This is a genomic window from Alloscardovia theropitheci (assembly GCF_004332295.1).
Lineage (GTDB): Bacteria > Actinomycetota > Actinomycetes > Actinomycetales > Bifidobacteriaceae > Alloscardovia > Alloscardovia theropitheci.
The window spans coordinates 129,720-152,755 of sequence record NZ_RXLP01000026.1 but is presented as its reverse complement, the minus strand read 5'-3'; the positions used below and the strand labels follow the sequence as shown (position 1 = coordinate 152,755).

Below are 23,036 nucleotides of genomic sequence, written 5' to 3'. Positions count from 1 at the left end.
CTAGAAAACTGTGAGCTTAGACCAATATTATGTGAGCAAGATTGCTTGGGTGGGTTCCTTACAATTCTTGCTACTCTAGTAACTATATTGCGCCAAAATTTTTTTAGCAACCCGATTGCGCCATTTTTAACTGACGGATAACATCACCAACACGAAAAACCATTGTTCCTCGACCATCTATCGTCTGTGTGTGTATTCGTCCTTCTTGACACCAGCGTTGCACACTACGTTTGCTTATCTTGATACCGATAGATTTTAACCATGTAACAAGTTCGCTGATAGTTGCTGTGTATTCACAGTTGTACAAGCTACGCAACATATGTTGCTTCACATCGATCGTGTTCCACTCACTATCGCAATGCGGGCAATGCACTGTAATATCTTCCGCTATAGCCCATAGGCTCGCATTACAATTTAAGCATGTACCAATGTATGTTTTGTCTGGCTCGACAGTGAGGAGCGTGTGCAGTGTGTGAGCGAAAGATATAAAACCGCGAATATCACGAGCATACGTTGATGACGTGTATCGTCTTACCTCGCGTAACAAGTACAGCTTATTCGCATATGAGATTGAGCTAGTAATGTTTACCTGATTGCGTAGGATAACACCGTCAGTGAAAGCGGTGATATCGTTATATGTTTCCCAAGCTGTCACTCTGACAGGTAGCTGAGTAAATGATGGACTATTAAAAGCAGAATGCTGGTAGAGTGTTGCTCCTCTCGTTGCGATACTATACAAGTCATCAATGAACGTTGACAGGTAGATCACGCTTTTCATGAAAGTCTTATAACAGGAATCACACATTCTTGCTGAAGTAGTGAGATGATTTTTTTGACAGACAGGACACAGTTGCATACAAAGCCTTAAAAGTTTACAGAACGGTTGGAGAATCAAAAACAGTCAGACTACGAATGGATGAGTTAAGTCGTCTCTCACCAGTCCTGGTGTTCACAAACATGAGAACAAAACTATCCAAAATTGGGTCACGAGTGTCTAAATGCAGCACGTACTGGTTCTCATCAATAATCTTGTTCACATGCTTTAATGCTTGTGTCTTAGAATCAATCACCGTCCCGTTACCCATTAAGGCGATGATACGCCTGTGTTCAAGCTCGTGTGCTGGTGCTTTCTGCCAGTTCACGGTTGGATATGCTTTCCCGTTTTTCATGATATTTTCTCCACAATAAACTCGCGAACCTTTGCCACATCGCTGGTGTTAATCATGATGTTCAATGCTTGAGCAAACAACTGTTCCTTCTGACTCATCGACAAGCCAAACTCTGGAGCACTGAGCAGTTTACGAGTCGAATCAGCAAACACTCCACTGGTCGTGTGATAGTTACGATTATTCGTCGAAACAAGCCGAGACGGACTAGACGCATGCGCTACTGGCAAATGCGTTGCAGTGGCAGGAGTCGTGTATGTTTTCTCACGACGCAGCCATAAACGGAATTTCGCACCCCAATCCGAAAAACGCTTACCGCTAGCCGTATAGTAATCCTTAAACGCAGCGAAAGCAGTCGCAAGCTCCACACCAGCCAAATACGCCAACTGAATCGCTTCAGAATCCGAAGCAGGATCGTAATCACTTTCAAGCACACTCGTAGCCGAAGAACGACGAACCGGTCTCGAAGAATTCGCAACCGAAGTTGAATCAAGTTTTGAATTTTCATTTTTTGCGCGCGCGCCCTCTCTCGGTTTAATAGGTTTAATCGGTTTATACGGTTTGGGTGACAACATGCTGTCACCCCTGTGACACCCCAGTGACACCCCAGTGTCACCCCTAGAAGAGTCCAAAAAAATATCTTGGGGTGTCAAATTGTCACCCCCATTCGAACAAATGTTCGACTCAGAAGAAGAATTATCAGACTCGTTACCAGCATGAGAAGTAGACTCAGTATCAACCTCAGAAGACTCTGAAGCTTCTACAAGCTCATCAAACTCACTATCAGACCACTCATCCACCTCAGCAGCCTCTAGCACAGGCTCAACAGGCATGGAAGAGCTCCCCATGCCACTATAAGGACGCTCACTACTGTTTGTAGTCATGTTGAGGTTATATACACGAGGACGCTTATTAGCAGGTAAATACGCAACAATACGCTGGTCGCCATCAACAATAAGACCACGGTCTTTCAATACCTGTAAATGACGTTGAGCGCTACGCACACTCACACCAGTAAACTGCGCAAGCTTGCTCATACTGTAATAGAAGCCTTTACCATTCTCATCACAGTTATCAGCAATAATCATCAAAATACGAAACTCAGTCGCATCAATATCTTTCGGCGCATCATACAACGCCCACGTCGTAGCTTTTAAACTCATGATAATCACTCGTTTTCAGGACTCAAAGAAGGAGAAACAGTCGTGTGTACAGTATGATCATGCTCATACTGTGTAATAGCTTGAGAAAGAGCGCGTAAGCCTTCTAAACTATGACCTTGAGCAAGATGTGACTGAGCGAGATAATAGTCGCAATAATTCTTCAAAAGTGGGTCAAGCTTGTCACTCAAATCAACCCAAGATTTGATAATTCCGCAAATTACCGCTCCACAATGAGGACACCGAGCACAAATATTATCTGCGGTTACCTTAGACTCGTCATCGACATCAACGTAAACACGACTAGTATGATGACAGTCAGAACACAATAAATCGACAAGTGTCTGAGCATCATCAAGATTTAAATCAGTATAAACGTAATTGACATCAGTCACATACATAATGCAACTCATAACAAGCCCCCTTTAGAAATTCCTACTATTGTTAATACGATCATGTAAACGTTGAATCTGTTCTAATCGTTTACGACCAATACGAGTAAAGGGTGTCCATTGATACGTCGACACCATACTCACTGACGCGCTGATAATCGTTAAATAAATACCAGCAGGATAATTACTATCCTCATACGCTTTCATAATGTTCCAATGAACGATACGACTATCATTCGTGATAACACCTGGCTTATTCTTCGCTGCATAACGCGACTTAGACACTTGCAACGCGTCACCAATAGCACGCAGAAGCTTGTCTAAATCACCACCACCCTTATCCTTAGCAGTCTGATACGCAGGCAAAGAATGCAATCCTGTTGCAGGCTTAGGAACACGAATCTGACCAACAATACTCACTGGCTCATCAAAAGGCTCCAAACCAGAAGCCTGCAAAGCAAGCACAGCTTCCTCACGTATCTGAGCCTCCCACACAGATTCACGCGCATCCACATTAATCGCTTTACCATTACGCGTGTAAGGAGCATACGAACCTTTAGTAATCGGAGTACCCAAAACAATCACATCAAGAAAAGCCATAACCTATGCCTCCTTCTTACTTGAAGGAATAAACGTACAGCAATAAGATTCTTACCATCAGCTAACTGAGCAAACGCTTCAAACCGTCCAGTAGACGACTGCCACGTCCTCGTTCTACCCACACGAATATTCGACGCCATATGACGAGCAGTAGTCACACTCTTATACTCTTTATCGAGCAAAAGCCACTGCAAAGGATGCTTTTGAAGAGTAGAAGCAACACTCTTGTAATAACGCTGTACAGGAGACAAAGGCTGAATAATAGTCGTATCAACACTGTCAACAAAACGGCCTAACACCACGCCGTCCACAACAACAGTGGAAGAAGGTTCGCCAGGAATACTCATACTCTTATCATCCACAGAAACCTCAGAAGACAAAGAGGCGGACTTAGGCGACTCCTGGCGGAAATCTTGCACGGTCTCATTGAAAGATTTTGACTCTGTTACTGGATCTATCTTCTTCAAGTTCGCAGACTCAGCAAGAATCTCAACCTTCTTCTCATTGAGCATATGAGGAATAGGCTTTTTACGAGCCTTCTCAACAGAAGTGGTTAAACCTTGTGGCTCAGGCATCATCAAACCAAGCTTGCGAATATAACGAGAAAGAGCAATCTTCTCACCACGAGACAAAACATCCCAACCATTCGCCTGAACTTTGTAATACATTTCCTGTAAATCAGCGTCAGTAAACTTAGTACTACTCATAATCGATTTCTCCTTAACTGCTTACTCGTCAAATTGAGCAAGAAACTTCTGCATTACAACACGTCTAATACGACGACGCCCTGGAGTACCGCGACGGCTCAACGGTCTGAAAGTATCAATCAAACCCATATTGACCCATCCACGCAAAGCCTCGTAATCAACACCAAAAACACGAGCAGCTTCCGGTAAACTAAAACTTTCCTGCTCATACGCAGGAATATGTGTAGCTGGCATAACACTCAATCTATGTTTCTGCGCGGTAGACATAATCCGCTCAGATGATGCAATATCGCGCGATACGTTAATTTGCTTTAAAACTGTTGTTTCTGTCATAACTAGTCCTTTCTAAAAAATGCGATCTACTCATCCAGCGAGCGCGACGTGGTGTTATCGTCGTTGCTGTTATTGTCGTTGTTGTTGTGGTTTGTTGGTGGGTAGTGTGTTCCTGCCCACATGATGATGAGTCCGAAGCTTCCTGTGAGGAATACTGCGAGTGCGAAGAGGCTTTGTATTGGGGTGTAGTTTGCGTTGTGTGTGATGATGTATTGGAATGCGCTGATGGTGATTATTGCGAGCGCGATGGTGCTTGTTATTTCTATGATTGATTCTGTTATTGTGTGTTTACTCATTTTTTAGTCCTTTAGGCTTGTGTGCTGGCGATGATTCCTATCGTGAGACCGGCGAGTGCGAGTGTGATAAGAATGAAGATGTCACTCATGACTTATCGTTATTGTTTTTATAGTGTTTGAATGTGCGTATGCTCGTACTGATTTGTGTGAGAGCGAGGATAATAATCGCGCAATTCTGAATCAAATCAATCATTACTATCAGTCCTTTCAACTTCGAGACGAGACTCACGAAGAATCTCAATCGGATCTACGCCGACGTAGCGAGCAATTGAGAAAAATTCGCGCATTGACATATCGCTTTTGTTGAGATGCATGCTCACTGTTGATCTATTGAGCTCTACATGATTTGCGATTTCTTGCTGAGTTATAGATTTTGCAACAGCTAGCTTTTTAAGCTTCGTGATTGCGTTATTTATGTAATTGTCGCTATTTGTCAACATATTTATATAATCTCGCAATATGTTGCTATTTGCAAACAGCGCGTGTCGCTATTCGACGACGATGGATGACTATATTTGTAATCAATGTTGTCGAATGCTAACATCGTAATTATGGGACGTAGCTATGAAAGAGCAGCTGCAGATATAGCTGCTCAGCAGATAATAGATGAGATGCTTAATAGATATGGATATTCTGTTAGAAAGGCAGCTGAACTTTCTGATGGTTTAATTACATATAGTCGTATTCATGATTTGCGGAATGGATTAAAGTCTCCGCTGAAGTTGTCTGAGTCAATTGCTTTTGCTCGTATTTTTAATATTGACGTTGAGGATTTTGCGAGCGCAATTTATGAGAGAACAAACGAGCTTGAGTCTGCTTCGTTGTTGTCTCAGTCTGGTGTTGAGCTTGTTGCTAGTCGTGATGATCGTAAGTTTGAAGAGATGGAAGATTATTACGAGTAGTTTTTTGATTTTGTAGGTGTAACATTTGGTGGTAAAATTTTCTTCATATTGTTATACAATTGTTTTTTTTGAAAAGGTGGTTGTTAAAGATGACTGAAAATAATATGAAGAATGGTGAAATGAGTGAGAAAGAGTTTACTCGTTTGTATTGTAGTGAGCTTGATACAGTGATGAGTGATATTATTCCGCAATGTGTTACTGACGTTGATATGTCATTAAAGAATATTGGTTGGTTGACTAGTAAGCAGAAGAGGAGTGTGAGAGCGAGTTTTATTAATCGTGCTGTTGCTAAAGCGTGTGGTGAGCATGCGTTAGGTGACTGGACTGTTGATGAATCGGGGTACACGCATCTTACGCATAAGCCTTCAGGGTTGAAGATTCGTCTGCGTTCTGTTGATAAGAAGACAGGGCGTGCTCCTCATGGTGGTAATACTTTCGCTGCTCGAGCGCGTTATAATCAGGGTTCCTTGCTCGGGCCTGAATGTATACAGTTTGGTGTGGATGGTATTCCTGATTTAAGTGGTATTAATCTGATGCTTGTGTGTGATTATGAGAAGTTAGACTCTACGTTTATGACAATTCATAGGCCTATCGAGAATGGGAAGTATGGTAGTGGTATTGTCTCTGCTTATTCTTACCCTCTTGAACGTGGCATTGACGGTATGATTCCTTTGGTAGAGTTTGTTCCTGATCAGAATGATTCGGTTAATGTTTTGGACTTCCTCGCACAAGACGAGGATGTAAAAGTGAATGGTTAATAATGAATTCATTTAATCTTGAGTCTCTTATCCTTCTCCAACAGCTAGAAAAAGTGACAAAAAATGATATAGCTACATGGGGTGGAGTATCACTGCCGACATTGAGCAAGATTCTTAATCGACAGAAAGAAGCACCAGATAGCTTATTCGAGAGGGTAAGTGATAATTCTGGTTATCCACTCGAATTTTTTCAGCGTGATACGTCAATCCCCCCAGCGTATGAGTTGACGTATCGGCATACGAGTCGTACTACTATTCAAGAGCTTAATGCTATTGCTGCTGAATACTCGCTTTTATCAGATGTCGCTGATACGTTAGCTGGAAAGATGAATATCAAGAGTAAAGCTGGGTGGATAGATCAGATAGCTCCCAAAACCGAGAGCATTACTCATGCTGATATTGAACGATTAGCAAGCCTTGCTCGTCAGTATATGAATTTACCTGCTCATGGTGCGGTCAGTAACGTGACACGTGCTTTAGAACGTTGCGGTATTGTTGTTGCACCATTACATGCTTTAACGCCTGATGATGCTGATACGAAGCTCTCCAGTGATGGTGTAACGCATCCGTTGAGTAATGATGAGCTTCTTTCTATTGGGTTTAAGGAAGACTCTAATGCAGGAGATAGAGACCGCTTTACTAAAGCTCACGAATTAGGACATCTTATACTGCATAAGTATCGTCGTTTAGAACGCTACAGTGAAATGGAACGAGAAGCACACGCATTCGCTGGAGCATTCCTCATGCCTGAAGACGATGCAAAAACTCTCATAAACCCTAATATCATGCTTTCCGACTTCTTACAACTCAAAGCTAGCTGGGGAATCTCTATAGCTGCGCTTATCTCACGCGGATATGATATGAATATCCTGTCAAGAGATAGATGGCGTTCCCTGTATATGCAACTAAGTGCACGGGGATGGCGTAAAACAGAACCAATCACTGTAGTAAAAGAAAAGCCGTTACTCTTACAACAGATACTGCAAAAAGAGTATGGTGATAAGAATGGTTTTATAGACTCATTCACAGCTGAACATGAGCTAGGAATTAGATTCGGATATCTTGACGTGTGGGCTGGAGGCCTAATCGAGCAGGGTAGCGAACTAGGGTATAGAGCACGCAGATTCTAAACAAAAGGAACTTACAGTGAATAAGTATGATTGGCGTGTACGTCGTATTAATGGGTATCGCAGGTTTTATCTGGATAAACGGTTTATTAATCGTGAGATTCTTGCCTGGCGGAAATTCTATTTGCAGGATTGTCATATCGTCAAGGTTGAACAGTCGAAGGGCCGTAAACCACACTACATTGTGTATACGAGTGATAACCGGCAAATCTGTGAGATAGAAGCACGCTCCACTGGTGCATACAGAGAAATACAGTTAATCGCGAATCTTCCAATACTTACTGTTTCTATTGCACCTATGGAATCTGGTGACGATAGCTACATGATTGACATGCAAGCAGATTTACGTCCTATACATAATTACGCTAACCCAATACGCAGAATCGTTATCGACACGGAAACCACTGGTTTAGATCCACGCAGAGATGAAATACTGCAATTATCTATTATTGACGGGTTTGGTAATACCATTCTTAATAACTATTACAAGCCTGAATATGTAGATTCGTGGACTGAAGCAGCACGGATTCATCATATTACAAAAACAATGGTGAAAAACAAGCCGCCTATCAGTAGTGATAAAGAGCTTATCCAATCCGTCTTGAATCAGGCACAAGAAGTCGTTATTTATAACGCTCCATTCGACCTCGCGTTCCTGGACGAGCTCGGTCTACTGTTAGATACTCGTAAGGTCACAGATACCATGCGTGAATACGGGCAACTAGTACACAAAAAAGAGTATTACAAGCTTATAAACGCTGCAGCAGAATGCGGATACACGTATCATGCGCATAACTCGTTAGAAGATTGTAAAGCAACACTCCACGTGCAATATCGAGTAGACAATCTCAAACAAAAGAAGAATCGTCCAAGCCATAACCAGCCTACGATGCTTCAACCACAGCACATACAAATCCAACAAGCCGACACTAAAAGCTGGGCTCACAATCTCATGAGCTCACTCAAAGCACTCTTCAAATAAAAACATTCTTCTAAACTGATAGGAGATAACTTACGAGTAACGCATACACTATAGAAGCACTTGAACAGCTCATCTCCGAGCAAGGAGTAGAAATCATCGAGGAAGAGCTTGAGGGTAATGTTCTTGGATATTACGTGGATTGCGAGCGCGTGGTGTTTGTTGATTCGCGTTTGTCGTGTCGTCAGAGGCGGTGTGTGTTGGCTCATGAGTTGTGGCATGTTTCGTTTGGGCATGTGTTGGTTGGTGGTGTGTTTGGGGTGAGGGATGAGTTGAGGGTTCGTCGGTTGACGGCTCGTATGCTTATTAGTGTGGTTGATTATGTGTTGGCTGAGCGTGTGTTTGAGGGGAATAAGTGGCGTATGGCTGTGGAGTTGGATGTGACGTTGCAGGTGTTGGAGGATTTTCAAGGGTTGCTTGTTAATGGTGGTGTATGTGTTGAGTCGTGATGAGTGCTTATTGTTTATTGTGTAGGTGTTAGTGATTGTGGGGAACAGTGATGTTTGAGCGTGCTAGACGGTTTATAGAAAAGTTTAGTAACTATACGATGCGTGATGTTGTTCGTGGGTTGGATAGGTCTAAGTCTCGTGTGTATTATGCTCGTCCGCAGCGGTATTATGTGGTGAATCAGTATGCGGATACGGTTGTTCTTGATACTGAGACGACTGGGTTGGATAATGATGCTGAGATTGTGCAGATAGGTGCTGTTTATTTGCGTAATGGTGTTGTTGTGGGTGAGTATGATCAGCTTGTTAAGCCAAAAGTGTATAAGCCGATTGTTGCTCGGATTTCTGGTTTTAGTGAAACGGATTTAATGTATCAACCTGATATTAGGCAGGTTCTTCCAGGGTTTATTGCTAGTATTAACGGGCTTGTGATTGTAGGTCATAATATTGGGTTTGATATAAACCAGTTGAATAATGAAGCACGGCGTATGGGGCATCCTTTGGTTAATCCTCGTGCTGTGGTTGATACGTTAGAGTTGTCTCGTTATATTTTTCCTACGGTTCGTTCTCATACTTTGCAGGCGACTATGCATATGGTGGGGATTTATGAGGAAGAAGAGCATACGGCGTTATCGGATGCGCGTTATACGTTGGAATGTTGGAGAAGGCTTACTGCTATTCCAAGGCCTTATACTTATACGACTGAGCAAATGCGGAGAGCGCAGGAAACTGCTGAAGCTCTTAAAAATAAGCATGAGGATAGTCTGCGGTTAGCGCGTAAAGCAGCGTATAAGGCTTCTTATCTGGCGGATAGTGATTTAACTCCACGTAATAGTAAGCCGGATGGATTTTGTATCGAGACAATGGATTGTGGTGTAGATATCCTAGGTGAGCAGCATCATCAAGAGGTCTTAGCGCCGTATGGTTATGGCGCGTGGCTATGGGTGTTTGTTGTTCCTGGCGAGATTCCAACAGGTAAGTATGCAGGTGAAAAAACTTATATGGTGTATCTTGACGGTGTCGAAATTGGATATTTGAGTCATATACAGATGATTAAGCATGCTAATCAAGTTCCAGACAGTGGTGCGGTGATGCTTGCACATATTGCTAACACAAAAGCCGATCGCGATAAAGGCAAGTTTAATCTGAAACTCGAAATGCCTGACCCGGTGGTCTAAGAGTCTGTGGGAAGAGAACAGGGAGGTGAATAGAATCGATGTCTATTCACCTCCCTGTTCTCTTCGTTACTAAGCTGTGATTCTGATACCTAGAATAACGTCTTATATGATATTACAAAACGTCGCTGCTATTCTATTATCAAAGAGAGCAGATGCAGATATCATCAGCGAGATGATATCTAATTATTCATTGTCGTTCAATCTTGAGAATTTTTCTATGTCTAGTTCATATGGAAGGTTCGGGTCTGTCATCCCAAATTCGTAGTATTTATGGTCAATCGTTTGTCGGATGATTGGCCATAGAGCAATGATGAGATTTGGCATTATCTCGTCACTAGGTGTTTCTGCTTGCACTCCGTATTTGAGAGCGAGAGTGAAAACGTTTATCGTGTCTTTTTGATTATGCGGTGTACCAACTATTGTGACGAAGATGGAGACAATGTGATTCCAGCGTGGATTAGTTGTTTCTTCGTTGCTGGAAAACTGTATATTTGTGTTGAGCTCTGAGTAGTCTAATTCATTCAAAGAATAGTCTCTGCTTGCCGCGCAGTCGATTAGATTAATGCTTTTAATGTGCATGATTTTCTCCGATATTAGGCATGTGTTTTCTGCAACTCTAGATTGAAACTAGTTCTTGGTACTTTAGGTGTTGCTTTCGGCGTGATGGATGTAGATAATATATTGAGTTGTGTAGCTGACTCATAAGCATGAGTATCTTCCATAGGGAATGCTTGTAAAACTATTCGCGCATCCACTGCGTATGCGTAATCGACAAGATTATCGAACATGCTAGTAGATCCGTTTTCTAAGCGGGATACGTATCCTTGGGTAACGTCCATTTCTTCGGCAACATCTGCTTGAGTCATTCCACGCGCGCTACGAATATTTGTGAGTTGCTTGAGGATGTTGGTAATCATGGCATAGTTTGCACTCGTGTTTGCTATCCGTTTTTTACGTTCCTCGTCTAACTGTGCATAAGAAGTAATGCTAGATTCTGTCATGATAGTTCCTTTCAATATAAATAATATTACTATATGGAATAATATTTCATCATGAATTATTATTTTCTGCACATTTGTGTGTTTGGAACATGCTTGCGGTATGTATCTATTGCTGTCTTAATATGCTCGTTTTGGTCTTGTCTGACAACATCATCGTCCTCTTCGTTCCAAGGCTTGATATGCATAACTAAACCGTATATCAGGTCATTGCTAGGGCATGGTGGTTCTCCGGCATAATGGCGAATCTGCTGAGTCTTCTTATTAGGTGGCTCGGTAGGTTTAAAGATAGTTGTATTAAAATGCCAGTAGTGTTCATAGATGGGTAGATGTTCTCTTTCGCATAATGTGATTACCTTTATACCCCCTTTGGCTTTATCATCTCCGCCCGCGCACATATTTTCAAGACGCGTATGGATGAATGCTGTTAACATATTCTCATATTTATTTTTCTTAAGTGGTTTTATATCTCCATTTGCGAGCGCGGTGTTGGCGAATTGTTGTGCGAATTTGAAGGCTATATCGTATAGGTCATTATTGTTGTCTGGTATTAGGTAGTAGGTGAGTTTGTTGCCTTTGTTGCATCGTCCGTGATATATCTGTTGCATGGTGTGCCTCTTCAAGTCGTGTTTATTTAACTATAGTGCATTTTTATAGAAGTGTTTGGTTGGCTTGTTCTGTTAGTTCTGCGAGTGCGGTTGGTGTCCAGTGTGTGTATCCGGCTGTTGTTGTGATTTTGGCGTGTCCCATTATTGCGGTGCGTGCGTCTTCTGGTGCGCCGTTTTGTGCGAGTTGGGTGCTGAAGTAGTGTCGTGCTGCGCGCATGGTTGTGTAGGGTAGTCCTGTTGCTTGGAGGAGTGTTTTCCAGCGTCGTCTTTCTTGTGTGCTGGTGAGGGGTTGGTTGTTGATGGTGAAGATGAGTTGGTTTGGTTGGATGTTGTGTTGTTGGATGCGTTGGTTGAGTTGGATCCATAGTTGTGTGTTGAGTGGTATGAATCGTTTTCCTTGTTGGGTTTTTGGTGGGAGGAGGTAGAAGTTTCCTCGTATGTGGGTTGCGTGGATCCAGTTGGGTATGGTTGTGTTGGTTTTGAGGTGTTGGAGTTGGTGGGTGATGGTGATGCCGTGGATTCCGTCTTGTGTGGTGAGTTCTGATGGTGTGAGTCCGAAGCGTTCTGCTTGGCGCATGCCTGTGGTGAAGGCGAGTGTGAAGAGGAGTTTCCACATGTCTTTTTCGTCTTGGCTGGCGGTTGTGAAGGCGTTGTTGGGTATGGTGATGTGGTTGATTGCGTTGATGGCTTGGAGGGGTTGGTTGTCGTGTAGGATTTGGGTTTCTTGGATTGTGTAGCGTGGTGGTCGTACTTGTTGTGCTGGGTTGGTGGTGATGTGTTTGTCGAGCATGGCGTCGTTGAGGATTTGGCGTATGCGGATGTAGTAGTTGTGGATTGTTTTGCTGGAGCGTATCTGTCCGAGTGTGTCTAGTGCGTTTTCGATGTGGAGTGCTGTTATTTGTGTGAGTTTGAGTTCTCCGAGTTGGCTGTTGATTTGGTTTATTTCGCCTTGGTAGGTGGTGTAGACGCGTGGTTTGACTTGTTTTTGTATGCGGTTTAACCATTGCTCGGCGTATTGGCGGAGGGTTGGAACGTTGTCGTAGGGCATTTCGCCGGCTGTTTGGAGTGCGATTATTTTTGCTTCGAGTTTTGCTTTTGCTGCTGTTTTTGTTGGTGCTACTGCTGTGATGAAACGGCGTTTGCCTGTACGTGGGTTAGTGCCGATAAGTCGTTTGATACGCCAGTGCCCAGCCTTGTCTTGCCAGAGTGTTCCTTGTCCGTTTTCACGAATTTTAGTGCTTGCCATTTTTTAGTCCTTTTCTCGTGTCGCACGCTTTTTGAGTGCTTGTAGAGAAAAGAATAGGTGTATACCTTGGTGTATACCATTAGGCGGAGATAGGGGGTCTTAGGCGGAAAACTTGCAATGAAGTATACACCTAGAGGGGTGTATGAAATGTTTGGAAAGCCTTGAAAACGTTGGAAATAAAGGAGAGCGGATGACGGGAATCGAACCCGCGTAATCAGTTTGGAAGACTGAGGCTCTACCATTGAGCTACATCCGCAGATAAGCCACTAGTATATGCAAAAAAAACTGAGAGCACAACTCAACTGTTATGCGTGTTGCTATGCTTGGAGATATGCAGCATCATGTTTTTATTATTGGAAGTCGCGGTCTTCCCGCTAATTATGGGGGTTTCGAGACCTTCGTGGAGAATCTTGTAACGCGTCGAATTAATCCAGATATTGTTTATCACGTGGCGTGTCTCAGTGACGATGAACATCACTCACATAAGGATTTTCATGGAGTTGATTGCTTTACAATAAAACCTCCTGCTATAGGCCCAGCCCGCGTTATTGCTTACGACATGATGGCGCTAAATTATTCATTGCGGTTAGTAAAAGAACAGAATATCGAACATCCAGTTTTTTGTATTCTTGGGAACACTATTGGTCCTCTTGTCGCTTGGTATGCTCGTCTAATCCATCAGGTAGGTGGTACGTTATTAGTAAATCCTGATGGACTTGAATTTAAGCGATCTAAGTGGAGTAAACCTGTACGTGCATATCTCAAATTTGCGGAAAAATGCATGGCTCGTACTGCCGATTTAATTGTTAGCGATAATATCGGTATTCAGGAGTATATGGAGCATACGTATCCTGGAGTAAAAAGTACGTTTATTGCGTATGGGACGGATACTGTACCCTCTACTCTTGAGACGAATGATACGAAGGTACGAGAATGGTTCGATGCGCATAATGTAACCGAGCACGAATATTATCTCATCGTTGGGCGCTTTGTTCCTGAGAATAATTACGAATCCATGATTCGTGAGTTTATGGCTTCTCAAACAAATCGCGATCTTGTTATCATCTGTAATCATGAAGGTAATGCGTATTACGATTATCTACGTGAAGTAACTGCATTCGATTCGGACTCTCGTATTAAATTTGTTGGTACTGTCTATGATAAGGATTTACTGACTTACATTCGAGAAAATGCATTTGCATACATTCATGGTCATTCGGTTGGAGGGACGAATCCAGGACTTCTTGAAGCGCTGAGTTACACGGATTTGAATCTCGTTCTTGATGTTACATTTAATCATAGTGTCGCCCAAAATGCATGCGAATACTGGAAAATAGATAATATGGATGATGCGCATGAAGCTGTGGAGGACGTACAATATTTGCATGATGTCATTAATCGCGTTGATGAATTCTCCCGTGTAGAACGCCAAACGTATGGTGCACAAGCGAAATATATTATCGGACGAGATTATACGTGGGAAAAGATAATCGGACAGTATGAAGGACTTTTTACACATGAAGGTTAATATTCTTCTGTCTACATATAACGGGGAAAAATATCTCGCCGAACAGGTGAACAGTATACAGAAACAATCTTTTACCGACTGGAATCTTCTTATTCGAGACGATGGGTCGACAGATAACACTGTTCGCATCATCAGAGAACTTGCAGAGCGTGATAAACGAATTAAGTTTATTAATGACGGTAACGTTGTTAATCTTGGTGTCATTCGTTCGTTCTACGAATTACTCACTTATGAGCAGGCGGATTATTACCTTTTTTGCGATCAAGATGATTATTGGTTAGAAGACAAGATACAGACGCAAATTGAAGAAGCATTGCGTCATCCCGTTAACGAGCCGCATATGAATTACATGGATCCAGTTGTAGTTAATTCGCAACTTGAAACAATTAATTCGAGTATGATTCGTTCTCAATCAGGTCATGCGAATACGCAACTTCGTCAGGAATTGACAGAAAATACGGTAACGGGTGGAGTGAGTTTAATTAATCATGCTTTGGCTGAGAAATGGGTTGGATGCGACTCGAGAATCATGATGCATGATTGGTTCCTTGCTCTATGTGCCTGTGCATTTGGCTCACTTGTTTTCATAGATAAACCGGGCGAACTATATCGTCAACATGATTCGAATGTTTTAGGTGCTCGAACCTTGTCGAAGCGTTTAAGAACTATCGCTCATCCCATTGCGTTAGTTCGTAAATACTGGACACTTATAAGGCGTTCTCAGCAACAAGCCGCGATTTTGCTTACTGATAATTATAAGTCGGACTTGCGGTCATACGATCGGGAAATGATTAACGAATTTATCAACATTACTGAGCAGTCTTTTACGCGAAGGATTGCAATTTTACGGCGATTTAAGTTACGTAAAAATAAGCTAATCATGTCACTGGCATTCTGGTTACTTCTTATCACGAAATGGGGATACGAGCATGATGGAAAATAAAGAAAAAGTTGCTGTCGATGCAATTGTTGCTACCTCGACCAATGAGCAAATCTCCATTGCAGATGCTCAACGCTCAAAGAAGTCGAGTCCATGGAAATATGCGCTCGTTGCTGCGCTGGTTCTCCTTGTAGTCACTCTCCCATACGGTCTTGGTCGACATAATGCGGTTTATAACACATCGTGGACTATCTGGTTTCTTAGTCAAATTCAGCCTATTGGGTGGGCGATTATCAGCTGGATTACGATGGTTGTGACGATGCTGGGGCTCGCCTTGGCAACGATTGAATCGTCGTGGAAGACGTGGGGAGTTGTGGCATATATCACGTTCGCATGTGAACAATATCTCTCTGGGCTCGCTATGTATAGACCAGATTATTGGTGGGGGACTAAAGTAATTTTTGGATCTTATGCCTCCTACGCGAATGGCATAAACGCTGCAATTACAACGTCTGTATGGGGTTTGGGTGTGTTCGTAGTGATGTACGTTATAGCACTATTCTTTATTCCAAAAGATTCCAAGTTGAACGTCTTTACACGAAGCTGGACGGCGTTTGTCGCTTTCTTTATCGTACAAATTTGTGCTTTAATTGTAGCTATGTTCGGTGGCTTAATTTAGAGCCATAAATTAAGGCTCGGGGCACCATCGGGGCACGATTATTACGTAATATCTCAAGGCATTACGTGATATGACCGAGTAAATATATAGATAAAGAGAAAGGGAACTCATGATTAAGGGTTTCAAGGACTTCATTTCACGCGGTAATGTTGTCGACATGGCTGTCGGTGTTGTTATGGGTGGCGCTGTAACAGCTGTAGTTAACTCAATTGTAGATAGCTTTATTAATCCATTAATTGCAATGATTTTTGGCAAACCAGATATGTCTGATTTGTTGAAGATTACCTTTAACGGTGCAACTATTTCCTTCGGCGCAATTTTGACAGCGTTAATTAATTTCCTCATCATCGCTGTAGCTGTTTACTTCTGCATAGTTCTTCCAATGAATAAATTCAAGGAAATTGCAGAAAAGGCTGCTAAGAAGGAAGCTGAAGAAGCTGCCGCTCAAGAAACTACTCCTAGCGCCGACGAGCTCACACTCTCAACATTGCAAGAGATTCGTGATTTGCTCAAGGAAAAGAATTAATGCTAAGGAACTAATATTTACTTGCGTAAGTTAGATGAAAATCTTTCGACGTATTGCAAATAGTATTTAGTTCTTGTATAAAGTCCTCAACGAAAGAGTTGAGGACTTTTGTATAACGTATTAGGTATACTGCTTAGTGGCGTGTTTCGCCCGCGGATAAAGAGCGCGTCATCAAAGGGATGATTGCACCGCGCAACTGATATAAGGAGAATGCTATGGCACTTTCTAAGGATGAAAAGCAGGCAATTATTGCAGAATATGCAACTCACGAGGGTGACACAGGTTCCCCTGAAGTACAGGTTGCATTGCTCACCAAGCGTATCAACGATTTGACAGCTCACATGAAGGAGCACAAGCACGATTACCATTCTGGTCGCGGTCTTTTGCTCATGGTTGGTGAACGTCGTCGTCTTCTTGGTTATTTGCGAGATGTAGACATTAACCGTTACCGCTCTTTGATTGAGCGCCTCGGTTTGCGTCACTAAAGTCTTCTGTGCCCAGGCAGTGTGCCTGGGCTCTTTTTGCATATAGAAGCAGGTACCAACGGGGAGAGGGTCTCCCCACTATGTGCAAAAGAAAGAAGCAAGTAGGTAGTTGAATGATATAAGGAGGAACCCATTGCAGGGTCCCGAGATTAAAGCAGTAGAAGCCGTTATTGACAACGGCGCATTTGGCAAGCGCACACTTCGCTTCGAGACGGGTCGTCTCGCCCAGCAAGCTGATGGGGCAGTAGCAGCTTATCTTGATGGAGAAACCATGATTTTGTCTACCACCACAGCTGGTAGCAGCCCAAAGGAAAATTATGATTTCTTCCCACTGACAGTTGATGTTGAAGAAAAAATGTATGCAGCCGGAAAGATTCCAGGCTCTTTCTCCCGTCGCGAAGGACGTCCATCAACAGAAGCAACTTTGGCGGCACGAATCATCGACCGACCATTGCGACCATTATTCCCTCACACGCTTCGTAATGAAGTGCAGGTAGTGGAAACAGTTCTTTCTATCCACCCAGATGATGCATATGACATGGTAGCTATGAATGCTGCATCTGCATCTACTATGATTTCTGGTTTGCCATTTAGCGGTCCTGTATCCGGGTTGCGTTTGGCTTTGATTGATGGACAATGGGTAGCATTCCCACGCTGGTCCGAGCGTGAGCGCGCAGTATTCGAACTCGTTGTCGCAGGTCGCGTTATTGAAAATGGCGATGTAGCAATCGCTATGATTGAAGCAGGTGCGGGCAAGAACGCATGGAACTTAATTTACTCAGACGGACAAATGAAGCCTGATGAGGAAGTAGTTGCAGGTGGCCTGGAAGCTGCAAAACCATTCATTAAAGTTATCTGTGAAGCTCAAAATGAGTTGAAGGAAATTGCAGCAAAAGAGACTCGCGATTTCCCTCTCTTCCCTGAATACACCGATGAACTCTATGCACGTATCGACGAAATTGCTCATGCAGATCTGAACGAAGCACTTTCCATTGCTGAAAAGCTTCCACGTCAGGACCGTATTGCTGAAATTAAGCAGGTTGTTAAGGATACCTTAGCTTCTGAGTTTGAAGATATGGAAGAGGCGGAAAAGGAAAAGGAAATTGGTAATGCATTCAAGGAATTGCAGCGCCAAATTGTTCGCCGTCGAATCCTTACTGAAGATTATCGTATCGATGGTCGCGGTCTTCGTGATATCCGTACACTCTCAGCTGAAGTAGATGTCATTCCACGAGTTCATGGTTCTGCTCTATTCCAGCGTGGAGAGACTCAGATTCTTGGTGTTACCACTTTGAATATGCTCAAGATGGAGCAGCAGACAGATGCATTATCTGGTCCAACAACCAAGACATATATGCATAATTATGAAATGCCTCCATATTCTACCGGTGAGACTGGCCGAGTTGGTTCTCCAAAGCGCCGTGAAATTGGTCATGGTGCATTGGCTGAGCGCGCCCTTGTGCCGGTATTGCCAAGCCGTGAAGAGTTCCCATATGCTATTCGTCAAGTTTCTGAGGCAATTGGTTCAAACGGTTCAACCTCTATGGGTTCTGTATGTGCTTCGACATTGTCTTTGATGGCTTCTGGCGTCCCAATCAAGGCTCCAGTAGCAGGTATTGCAATGGGTCTTGTATCTGGTGATGTTGACGGTCAACACATCTTCAAGACTTTGACTGATATCCTCGGTGCAGAAGATGCGTTCGGCGATATGGACTTCAAGGTAGCTGGTACATCTGAATTTATTACTGCATTACAGCTTGATACAAAGCTCGATGGTATTCCAGCTGATGTTTTGGCTTCTGCTCTTCAGCAGGCAAAGGAAGCTCGTACGACAATCCTTGATGTTATTACTGAATGCATCGATGGTATCGCTGAGATGAGCCCATACGCTCCACGCATCATCACAACAACGGTTCCAGTTGATAAGATTGGCGAAGTTATCGGTCCTAAGGGCAAGATGATCAATCAGATTCAGGAGCAAACTGGTGCTGAGATTTCTATTGAAGATGACGGAACGGTATTTATCTCATCTGAGGGTGGTGATTCTGCTGAAGCTGCTAAGAAGTTGATTGACCAGATCGCTAACCCTCATATCCCAGAGGCAGGAGAAACCTTTAACGGTACGGTAGTTAAGACTACAAGCTTCGGTGCTTTTGTAAATTTGCTTCCAGGAACTGATGGACTTCTTCACATCTCGCAGATTCGTAACCTTACAAATGGCGAGCGAATCGATGCTGTCGATGATGTCTTGAAGGAAAACGATACTGTTGAGGTTGTCGTACAGTCTGTAGATGATCGTGGCAAGATTTCTCTTGCAATCCCTGGTTTTGAGAACCAAGAAAATAACGCAGACCGTGCACCTCGTGGCGACCGTCGTGATCGTGATGACCGTGATAATCGCGATCGTCGTGATCGTCGCCCACGCCGTGATTATGATGATTTGCGTGATCGTGATGACCGTGGTCGTCGTGATGATCGTTATGACCGTCGTGACAACCGTAATGACCGATATGATCGATATGACCATGATGATCGTCGTGATCGTGATGACCGTCGTGACGATCGTGGTTCACGTTACGACCGTTATGATCGTGAGGAACGTTATAGCCGTTCTGATCGCTCAGATCGTGACCGTCGCAGCGGCCATCGTGAGAATCCACGCTATGCAGTTGATGATTCGTATGATGATTATCGTGCTGAGCGTGCGGAACGCACTGAGCGCCCACGACGCCGAGTACGCCGTGACTTCGACCCATTTGAGACCGAAGATTAATACGGGATTACTGCAGCGTGCTAACGCATTGCTCTCATAGCTTTCTATGCTGAGTAGCTAAACGGGGACATCTTATTAAGAGATGCCCCCGTTTTTTATAGCCGCGTGTATTGGGCTGTATGGGGATTGTGAATGTGATCGTGAATATAAGCGGTGTGTATCGTGAAACTATAAGGGGCTGTGTTTTGGAATTCGACCCCGGATAGAGATGTGTAAGTGTGTTAGCTTGTATGGAATATTGCAGTAGATTTCTTAAAATTAGTAGCTCCTGGATTGACGAATATCGGTTGTTAACACGACGTTTAGTAAGCGAAAATAGTTAAATTCATGAACTTTTGTGCATATCGGGTACTTTTTATTTAGATTATTTCGAAAACGTTGAGAAAAGTGACCCTGTTTTGCCCAAAAGGTGTGTGAGATAAGAATAATAGATAATTTTCTCTCTGGTTCTTATTTCAGTGGACGGTGATCCGTAAGCGCGAATCTACCGTGTAGATGCGGATGCCGTAGCATTATCGTCATATGTCCCGTGCTTGCGTGATGCAACACACCTAGTGAAGACAAATGTGAAGAAAATAGTTCAAAAGTTATGCATATTTTTACAGAAAAAGTCGAATTGCATGGACGAAGTGTAAATATATCTGAGTGTAAAGTATTGATAATTCAATTGTTTATAGTACTAACAAAATACTCTTTGTTAATGAATAAAACTTTTATTATGCATAAATATACATAATTATTTGGAAATATTTTTTAAATCTTCACATTTCCTTGTAATGATTTGTGATATGAATCACAAAGTGGTATAGTCGAGGTGTCGCGACGAGGAAGTGTGATAGTTACAAGTGTAAAGGAGCACATTATGTCTACGCACCCTATCCATGTTTTCTCAGAAATTGGGAAACTGAAGAAAGTGTTGCTTCACCGACCTGGTAAAGAGCTAGAAAATCTCATGCCAGATTATCTTGAGCGTCTTCTTTTTGATGACATTCCATATTTGGAAGCAGCTCAAGAAGAACATGATGCATTTGCTAATGCTCTGCGTAACGAGGGAATCGAGGTTCTGTATCTCGAGAAACTCGCTGCTGAATCATTAACGACACCAGAAATTCGCGAACAATTTATCGAAGAATATCTGGATGAAGCTAATATTCGTGGTCGGGTGACAAAGAAAGTTATCCGGCAACTGCTCAATGATATTGAAGATAATCAGGAGCTCATTGATAAGACCATGGCTGGTTTCCAGAAGTCTGAGCTTCCAGATATTCCACCTGATGCAGAAGGCTTGACGGATTTGGTCGAATCGGATTATCCATTCGCTATCGACCCAATGCCAAACCTTTACTTTACGCGTGATCCATTTGGATGCATTGGCAATGCAGTGTCTCTCAATCATATGTTCTCAGATACACGAAATCGTGAGACTCTGTATGGTAAGTACATCTTTAAGTATCATCCAATTTATGGTGGAAAAGTTGATCTCGTCTATAACCGTGATGAGTCGACTCGAATTGAAGGTGGCGATGAGCTTGTTCTTTCTAAGGACTTGCTTGCTGTCGGTATTTCACAACGTACGGATGCAGCTTCAATTGAGAAACTTTTGATTAATTGCTTTAAGAAGAACCTCGGATTTAAGAAGGTATTGGCATTCGAATTCGCAAATAATCGCAAGTTCATGCATCTTGACACGGTATTTACCATGGTTGACTATGATAAGTTCACTATCCATCCAGAAATTGAAAGTGGACTACGAGTTTACTCTGTCACATATGAAAATGAAAAGCTTCATGTAGAAGAGGAAACACGCGATCTGGCTGTAGTCCTTGCTGAGAATCTAGGTGTCGAGAAGGTAGATCTGATTCGTTGCGGTGGCGGAAATATCGTAACTGCAGCACGCGAACAGTGGAATGATGGATCAAATACTTTGACTATTGCTCCAGGTGTTGTCGTTGTCTACGCTCGAAATGCTGTAACGAATAAGATTCTCGAGGAGCACGGTCTACGTCTCATCAAGCTTCGCGGAAGTGAATTGGTACGAGGACGCGGCGGCCCACGTTGCATGTCTATGCCATTCGAACGTGAAGATATCTAACACCACATTACGTGTTATCGCGGTGTGGCATCATTAGACATGTGAATGCCACACTGCGGTTCACCTCGTCAATTCTCATCATAAAGAAAGAAGCTAACAATGACAGATTCAGTATTCCAGGGTCGAAGCTTCCTGGCAGAAAAGGACTTTACTCGGGCAGAGTTAGAGTATCTCATTGGGCTTTCAGCTCATTTGAAGATGCTCAAGAAGAAGAATATTGAGCATCATTACCTCGCGGGTAAGAATATCGCTCTTCTCTTCGAAAAGACTTCTACTCGTACTCGCTCGGCATTTACTACTGCAGCTATTGATTTGGGTGCACATCCAGAGTACTTAGGTGCTAATGATATTCAGTTAGGTAAGAAGGAATCAACCGAAGATACTGCAAAAGTGCTTGGTCGTATGTTTGACGGTATCGAATTCCGCGGCTTTAGTCAGCGTACGGTTGAGCAGCTTGCAGAGTTCTCTGGCGTCCCAGTATGGAATGGTCTGACAGATGAGTGGCATCCAACTCAGATGCTGGCTGATTTCTTAACTATTCAAGAAAACTTCGGACGGCTAGAGGGACTAACGTTAGTATACTGCGGAGATGGTCGCAACAATGTTGCAAACTCTCTCTTAGTAACTGGCGCAATCTTAGGTGTCAATGTACATATCTTCTCTCCACGTGAGCTTTTCCCAGAAGCAGGCATCGTTGAAATGGCAAAGGAATTTGCTAAGGACAGTGGAGCTCGCATTCTTATCACAGAAGACGCTGATGAAGCAGTTAAGGGTGCGGACGTTCTTTATACGGACGTATGGGTTTCAATGGGTGAAGAAGATAAGTTCGCAGAACGTGTAGCTTTGCTTAAGCCATATCAAATCAACATGGAACTCGTTGAAAAGACAGGTAATGAAAATGTAATCTTCTTACACTGCTTGCCAGCATTCCATGATACAAATACGGTTTATGGAAAGAATGTATCTGATCAGTTTGGTGTAGACGAAATGGAAGTTACGGATGAAGTCTTCCGTAGCAAGTATGCACGTCATTTTGATCAGGCCGAAAACCGTATGCATACGATTAAGGCAGTTATGGCTGCAACCCTCGGCAACCTTTATATTCCACGGGTATAAGTGGCATAAAGGTGAGTATTGTGAGGGCTTGGATCAGCAATTAATCCAGCCCTCACGCCGT

Annotated in this window: 27 protein-coding genes, 1 tRNA gene and 1 pseudogene; 15 read left to right on the top strand and 14 right to left on the bottom strand. The window is 43.0% G+C overall.

The window, feature by feature from the left end; translation table 11 throughout:
• Nucleotides 1-103 precede the first annotated feature (103 nt).
• The 9 genes from EJ419_RS07250 to EJ419_RS07210 all read right to left on the bottom strand — a co-directional run bounded on the left by EJ419_RS07250 (nucleotide 104) and on the right by EJ419_RS07210 (nucleotide 5,094).
• The gene (locus tag EJ419_RS07250) at nucleotides 104-778 is read right to left on the bottom strand and encodes a hypothetical protein (protein ID WP_131285085.1); all 675 of its coding nucleotides are present in this window, start codon (nucleotides 776-778) and stop codon (nucleotides 104-106) included.
• Between the two features lie 94 nt (nucleotides 779-872).
• Nucleotides 873-1,169 (bottom strand): hypothetical protein, encoded by a 297-nt coding sequence (locus tag EJ419_RS07245; RefSeq protein ID WP_131285083.1) that lies wholly within the window; start codon nucleotides 1,167-1,169, stop codon nucleotides 873-875.
• Nucleotides 1,166-2,329 carry a helix-turn-helix domain-containing protein gene (locus tag EJ419_RS07240; RefSeq protein WP_131285081.1) on the bottom strand — a complete coding sequence of 388 codons (1,164 nt, stop codon included), beginning with the start codon at nucleotides 2,327-2,329 and terminating at the stop codon, nucleotides 1,166-1,168. The genes EJ419_RS07245 and EJ419_RS07240 overlap by 4 nt, the downstream gene beginning before the upstream one ends.
• A gap of 5 nt (nucleotides 2,330-2,334) precedes the next feature.
• Nucleotides 2,335-2,739: a hypothetical protein gene (locus EJ419_RS07235; protein WP_131285079.1), complete on the bottom strand. Its 405-nt coding sequence runs from the start codon at nucleotides 2,737-2,739 to the stop codon at nucleotides 2,335-2,337.
• A 12-nt stretch (nucleotides 2,740-2,751) separates the two neighbouring features.
• Nucleotides 2,752-3,318, bottom strand: coding sequence for a RusA family crossover junction endodeoxyribonuclease (locus tag EJ419_RS07230; protein ID WP_131285077.1), 567 nt, complete (start codon nucleotides 3,316-3,318; stop codon nucleotides 2,752-2,754).
• Nucleotides 3,300-4,025, bottom strand: a complete 726-nt coding sequence (locus tag EJ419_RS07225) for a hypothetical protein (protein WP_131285075.1) — start codon at nucleotides 4,023-4,025, stop codon at nucleotides 3,300-3,302. The genes EJ419_RS07230 and EJ419_RS07225 overlap by 19 nt, the downstream gene beginning before the upstream one ends.
• Before the next feature lie 21 nt (nucleotides 4,026-4,046).
• A complete protein-coding gene (locus tag EJ419_RS07220) occupies nucleotides 4,047-4,358 on the bottom strand; it encodes a MerR family transcriptional regulator (RefSeq protein WP_131285073.1) in 312 nt (103 codons plus the stop codon).
• Between the two features lie 26 nt (nucleotides 4,359-4,384).
• Entirely contained in the window at nucleotides 4,385-4,654 is a 270-nt protein-coding gene (locus EJ419_RS07215) for a hypothetical protein (protein WP_131285071.1), read from the bottom strand.
• Between the two features lie 185 nt (nucleotides 4,655-4,839).
• The gene (locus EJ419_RS07210; protein ID WP_131285069.1) at nucleotides 4,840-5,094 is read right to left on the bottom strand and encodes a helix-turn-helix domain-containing protein; all 255 of its coding nucleotides are present in this window, start codon (nucleotides 5,092-5,094) and stop codon (nucleotides 4,840-4,842) included.
• A gap of 111 nt (nucleotides 5,095-5,205) precedes the next feature.
• Between EJ419_RS07210 and EJ419_RS07205 the strand changes: the two genes are divergently transcribed.
• From EJ419_RS07205 to EJ419_RS07185, 7 genes and pseudogenes are all read left to right on the top strand, one after another.
• Complete coding sequence (locus EJ419_RS07205; RefSeq protein WP_131285067.1) at nucleotides 5,206-5,556, top strand: hypothetical protein; 351 nt, start codon at nucleotides 5,206-5,208, stop codon at nucleotides 5,554-5,556.
• An 89-nt stretch (nucleotides 5,557-5,645) separates the two neighbouring features.
• Nucleotides 5,646-6,314, top strand: coding sequence for a hypothetical protein (locus EJ419_RS07200; protein WP_131285065.1), 669 nt, complete (start codon nucleotides 5,646-5,648; stop codon nucleotides 6,312-6,314).
• Between the two features lie 2 nt (nucleotides 6,315-6,316).
• A complete protein-coding gene (locus tag EJ419_RS07195; protein ID WP_131285063.1) occupies nucleotides 6,317-7,444 on the top strand; it encodes an ImmA/IrrE family metallo-endopeptidase in 1,128 nt (375 codons plus the stop codon).
• A gap of 16 nt (nucleotides 7,445-7,460) precedes the next feature.
• Complete coding sequence (locus EJ419_RS07190) at nucleotides 7,461-8,423, top strand: 3'-5' exonuclease (RefSeq protein WP_131285061.1); 963 nt, start codon at nucleotides 7,461-7,463, stop codon at nucleotides 8,421-8,423.
• 50 nt (nucleotides 8,424-8,473) lie between these two features.
• Nucleotides 8,474-8,647: pseudogene (locus EJ419_RS08565) on the top strand (ImmA/IrrE family metallo-endopeptidase); the annotation flags it as partial.
• Between the two features lie 60 nt (nucleotides 8,648-8,707).
• Nucleotides 8,708-8,869, top strand: a complete 162-nt coding sequence (locus EJ419_RS08350; protein WP_165496274.1) for a hypothetical protein — start codon at nucleotides 8,708-8,710, stop codon at nucleotides 8,867-8,869.
• A 50-nt stretch (nucleotides 8,870-8,919) separates the two neighbouring features.
• Nucleotides 8,920-10,044, top strand: coding sequence for a 3'-5' exonuclease (locus tag EJ419_RS07185; RefSeq protein ID WP_131285059.1), 1,125 nt, complete (start codon nucleotides 8,920-8,922; stop codon nucleotides 10,042-10,044).
• A 183-nt stretch (nucleotides 10,045-10,227) separates the two neighbouring features.
• Here EJ419_RS07185 and EJ419_RS07180 read toward each other — a convergent pair whose 3' ends face one another.
• The 5 genes from EJ419_RS07180 to EJ419_RS07160 form a co-directional block, all read right to left on the bottom strand.
• Nucleotides 10,228-10,623 (bottom strand): hypothetical protein, encoded by a 396-nt coding sequence (locus tag EJ419_RS07180; protein WP_131285057.1) that lies wholly within the window; start codon nucleotides 10,621-10,623, stop codon nucleotides 10,228-10,230.
• A 14-nt stretch (nucleotides 10,624-10,637) separates the two neighbouring features.
• Nucleotides 10,638-11,045 carry a helix-turn-helix domain-containing protein gene (locus EJ419_RS07175; protein WP_131285054.1) on the bottom strand — a complete coding sequence of 136 codons (408 nt, stop codon included), beginning with the start codon at nucleotides 11,043-11,045 and terminating at the stop codon, nucleotides 10,638-10,640.
• A 59-nt stretch (nucleotides 11,046-11,104) separates the two neighbouring features.
• Nucleotides 11,105-11,650, bottom strand: coding sequence for a hypothetical protein (locus tag EJ419_RS07170; protein WP_131285052.1), 546 nt, complete (start codon nucleotides 11,648-11,650; stop codon nucleotides 11,105-11,107).
• Between the two features lie 43 nt (nucleotides 11,651-11,693).
• Nucleotides 11,694-12,896 carry a tyrosine-type recombinase/integrase gene (locus EJ419_RS07165; protein ID WP_131285050.1) on the bottom strand — a complete coding sequence of 401 codons (1,203 nt, stop codon included), beginning with the start codon at nucleotides 12,894-12,896 and terminating at the stop codon, nucleotides 11,694-11,696.
• A 185-nt stretch (nucleotides 12,897-13,081) separates the two neighbouring features.
• A tRNA-Gly gene (locus EJ419_RS07160) sits at nucleotides 13,082-13,152 on the bottom strand.
• A 75-nt stretch (nucleotides 13,153-13,227) separates the two neighbouring features.
• Here EJ419_RS07160 and cps2T point away from each other — a divergent pair.
• The 8 genes from cps2T to argF all read left to right on the top strand — a co-directional run bounded on the left by cps2T (nucleotide 13,228) and on the right by argF (nucleotide 22,975).
• Nucleotides 13,228-14,424: a beta 1-4 rhamnosyltransferase Cps2T gene (cps2T, locus tag EJ419_RS07155; RefSeq protein ID WP_131285240.1), complete on the top strand. Its 1,197-nt coding sequence runs from the start codon at nucleotides 13,228-13,230 to the stop codon at nucleotides 14,422-14,424.
• The gene (locus EJ419_RS07150; protein WP_131285048.1) at nucleotides 14,414-15,367 is read left to right on the top strand and encodes a glycosyltransferase family 2 protein; all 954 of its coding nucleotides are present in this window, start codon (nucleotides 14,414-14,416) and stop codon (nucleotides 15,365-15,367) included. Before cps2T ends, EJ419_RS07150 begins: the two co-directional genes overlap by 11 nt.
• Nucleotides 15,354-15,983 (top strand): hypothetical protein, encoded by a 630-nt coding sequence (locus EJ419_RS07145; RefSeq protein WP_131285046.1) that lies wholly within the window; start codon nucleotides 15,354-15,356, stop codon nucleotides 15,981-15,983. Before EJ419_RS07150 ends, EJ419_RS07145 begins: the two co-directional genes overlap by 14 nt.
• 109 nt (nucleotides 15,984-16,092) lie before the next feature.
• Nucleotides 16,093-16,509 (top strand): large conductance mechanosensitive channel protein MscL, encoded by a 417-nt coding sequence (gene mscL / locus EJ419_RS07140; protein WP_131285044.1) that lies wholly within the window; start codon nucleotides 16,093-16,095, stop codon nucleotides 16,507-16,509.
• Between the two features lie 215 nt (nucleotides 16,510-16,724).
• Nucleotides 16,725-16,994 (top strand): 30S ribosomal protein S15, encoded by a 270-nt coding sequence (rpsO, locus tag EJ419_RS07135; protein ID WP_131285042.1) that lies wholly within the window; start codon nucleotides 16,725-16,727, stop codon nucleotides 16,992-16,994.
• Nucleotides 16,995-17,127: 133 nt separating this feature from the next.
• Nucleotides 17,128-19,767, top strand: a complete 2,640-nt coding sequence (locus EJ419_RS07130) for a polyribonucleotide nucleotidyltransferase (protein ID WP_131285040.1) — start codon at nucleotides 17,128-17,130, stop codon at nucleotides 19,765-19,767.
• 862 nt (nucleotides 19,768-20,629) lie between these two features.
• The gene (gene arcA / locus EJ419_RS07125) at nucleotides 20,630-21,859 is read left to right on the top strand and encodes an arginine deiminase (RefSeq protein WP_131285038.1); all 1,230 of its coding nucleotides are present in this window, start codon (nucleotides 20,630-20,632) and stop codon (nucleotides 21,857-21,859) included.
• A gap of 99 nt (nucleotides 21,860-21,958) precedes the next feature.
• Entirely contained in the window at nucleotides 21,959-22,975 is a 1,017-nt protein-coding gene (gene argF, locus EJ419_RS07120; protein WP_131285036.1) for an ornithine carbamoyltransferase, read from the top strand.
• The last annotated feature ends 61 nt before the right edge of the window (nucleotides 22,976-23,036 follow it).

Excerpts from the sequence above, each read along its gene's own strand:
- EJ419_RS07205 (WP_131285067.1), top strand. The coding sequence starts at position 5,206 with ATGGGACGTAGCTATGAAAGAGCAGCTGCAGATATAGCTGCTCAGCAG.
- EJ419_RS07240 (WP_131285081.1), bottom strand. The coding sequence starts at position 2,329 with ATGAGTTTAAAAGCTACGACGTGGGCGTTGTATGATGCGCCGAAAGAT.
- EJ419_RS07170 (WP_131285052.1), bottom strand. The coding sequence starts at position 11,650 with ATGCAACAGATATATCACGGACGATGCAACAAAGGCAACAAACTCACC.
- EJ419_RS07215 (WP_131285071.1), bottom strand. The coding sequence starts at position 4,654 with ATGAGTAAACACACAATAACAGAATCAATCATAGAAATAACAAGCACC.
- EJ419_RS07150 (WP_131285048.1), top strand. The coding sequence starts at position 14,414 with ATGAAGGTTAATATTCTTCTGTCTACATATAACGGGGAAAAATATCTC.
- EJ419_RS07230 (WP_131285077.1), bottom strand. The coding sequence starts at position 3,318 with ATGGCTTTTCTTGATGTGATTGTTTTGGGTACTCCGATTACTAAAGGT.
- argF (WP_131285036.1), top strand. The coding sequence starts at position 21,959 with ATGACAGATTCAGTATTCCAGGGTCGAAGCTTCCTGGCAGAAAAGGAC.
- EJ419_RS07195 (WP_131285063.1), top strand. The coding sequence starts at position 6,317 with ATGAATTCATTTAATCTTGAGTCTCTTATCCTTCTCCAACAGCTAGAA.
- EJ419_RS07220 (WP_131285073.1), bottom strand. The coding sequence starts at position 4,358 with ATGACAGAAACAACAGTTTTAAAGCAAATTAACGTATCGCGCGATATT.
- mscL (WP_131285044.1), top strand. The coding sequence starts at position 16,093 with ATGATTAAGGGTTTCAAGGACTTCATTTCACGCGGTAATGTTGTCGAC.
- rpsO (WP_131285042.1), top strand. The coding sequence starts at position 16,725 with ATGGCACTTTCTAAGGATGAAAAGCAGGCAATTATTGCAGAATATGCA.
- EJ419_RS07165 (WP_131285050.1), bottom strand. The coding sequence starts at position 12,896 with ATGGCAAGCACTAAAATTCGTGAAAACGGACAAGGAACACTCTGGCAA.
- EJ419_RS07180 (WP_131285057.1), bottom strand. The coding sequence starts at position 10,623 with ATGCACATTAAAAGCATTAATCTAATCGACTGCGCGGCAAGCAGAGAC.
- EJ419_RS07235 (WP_131285079.1), bottom strand. The coding sequence starts at position 2,739 with ATGAGTTGCATTATGTATGTGACTGATGTCAATTACGTTTATACTGAT.
- EJ419_RS07210 (WP_131285069.1), bottom strand. The coding sequence starts at position 5,094 with ATGTTGACAAATAGCGACAATTACATAAATAACGCAATCACGAAGCTT.
- EJ419_RS07185 (WP_131285059.1), top strand. The coding sequence starts at position 8,920 with ATGTTTGAGCGTGCTAGACGGTTTATAGAAAAGTTTAGTAACTATACG.
- EJ419_RS07250 (WP_131285085.1), bottom strand. The coding sequence starts at position 778 with ATGAAAAGCGTGATCTACCTGTCAACGTTCATTGATGACTTGTATAGT.
- EJ419_RS07175 (WP_131285054.1), bottom strand. The coding sequence starts at position 11,045 with ATGACAGAATCTAGCATTACTTCTTATGCACAGTTAGACGAGGAACGT.
- EJ419_RS07225 (WP_131285075.1), bottom strand. The coding sequence starts at position 4,025 with ATGAGTAGTACTAAGTTTACTGACGCTGATTTACAGGAAATGTATTAC.
- cps2T (WP_131285240.1), top strand. The coding sequence starts at position 13,228 with ATGCAGCATCATGTTTTTATTATTGGAAGTCGCGGTCTTCCCGCTAAT.
- arcA (WP_131285038.1), top strand. The coding sequence starts at position 20,630 with ATGTCTACGCACCCTATCCATGTTTTCTCAGAAATTGGGAAACTGAAG.
- EJ419_RS07245 (WP_131285083.1), bottom strand. The coding sequence starts at position 1,169 with ATGAAAAACGGGAAAGCATATCCAACCGTGAACTGGCAGAAAGCACCA.
- EJ419_RS07145 (WP_131285046.1), top strand. The coding sequence starts at position 15,354 with ATGATGGAAAATAAAGAAAAAGTTGCTGTCGATGCAATTGTTGCTACC.
- EJ419_RS07200 (WP_131285065.1), top strand. The coding sequence starts at position 5,646 with ATGACTGAAAATAATATGAAGAATGGTGAAATGAGTGAGAAAGAGTTT.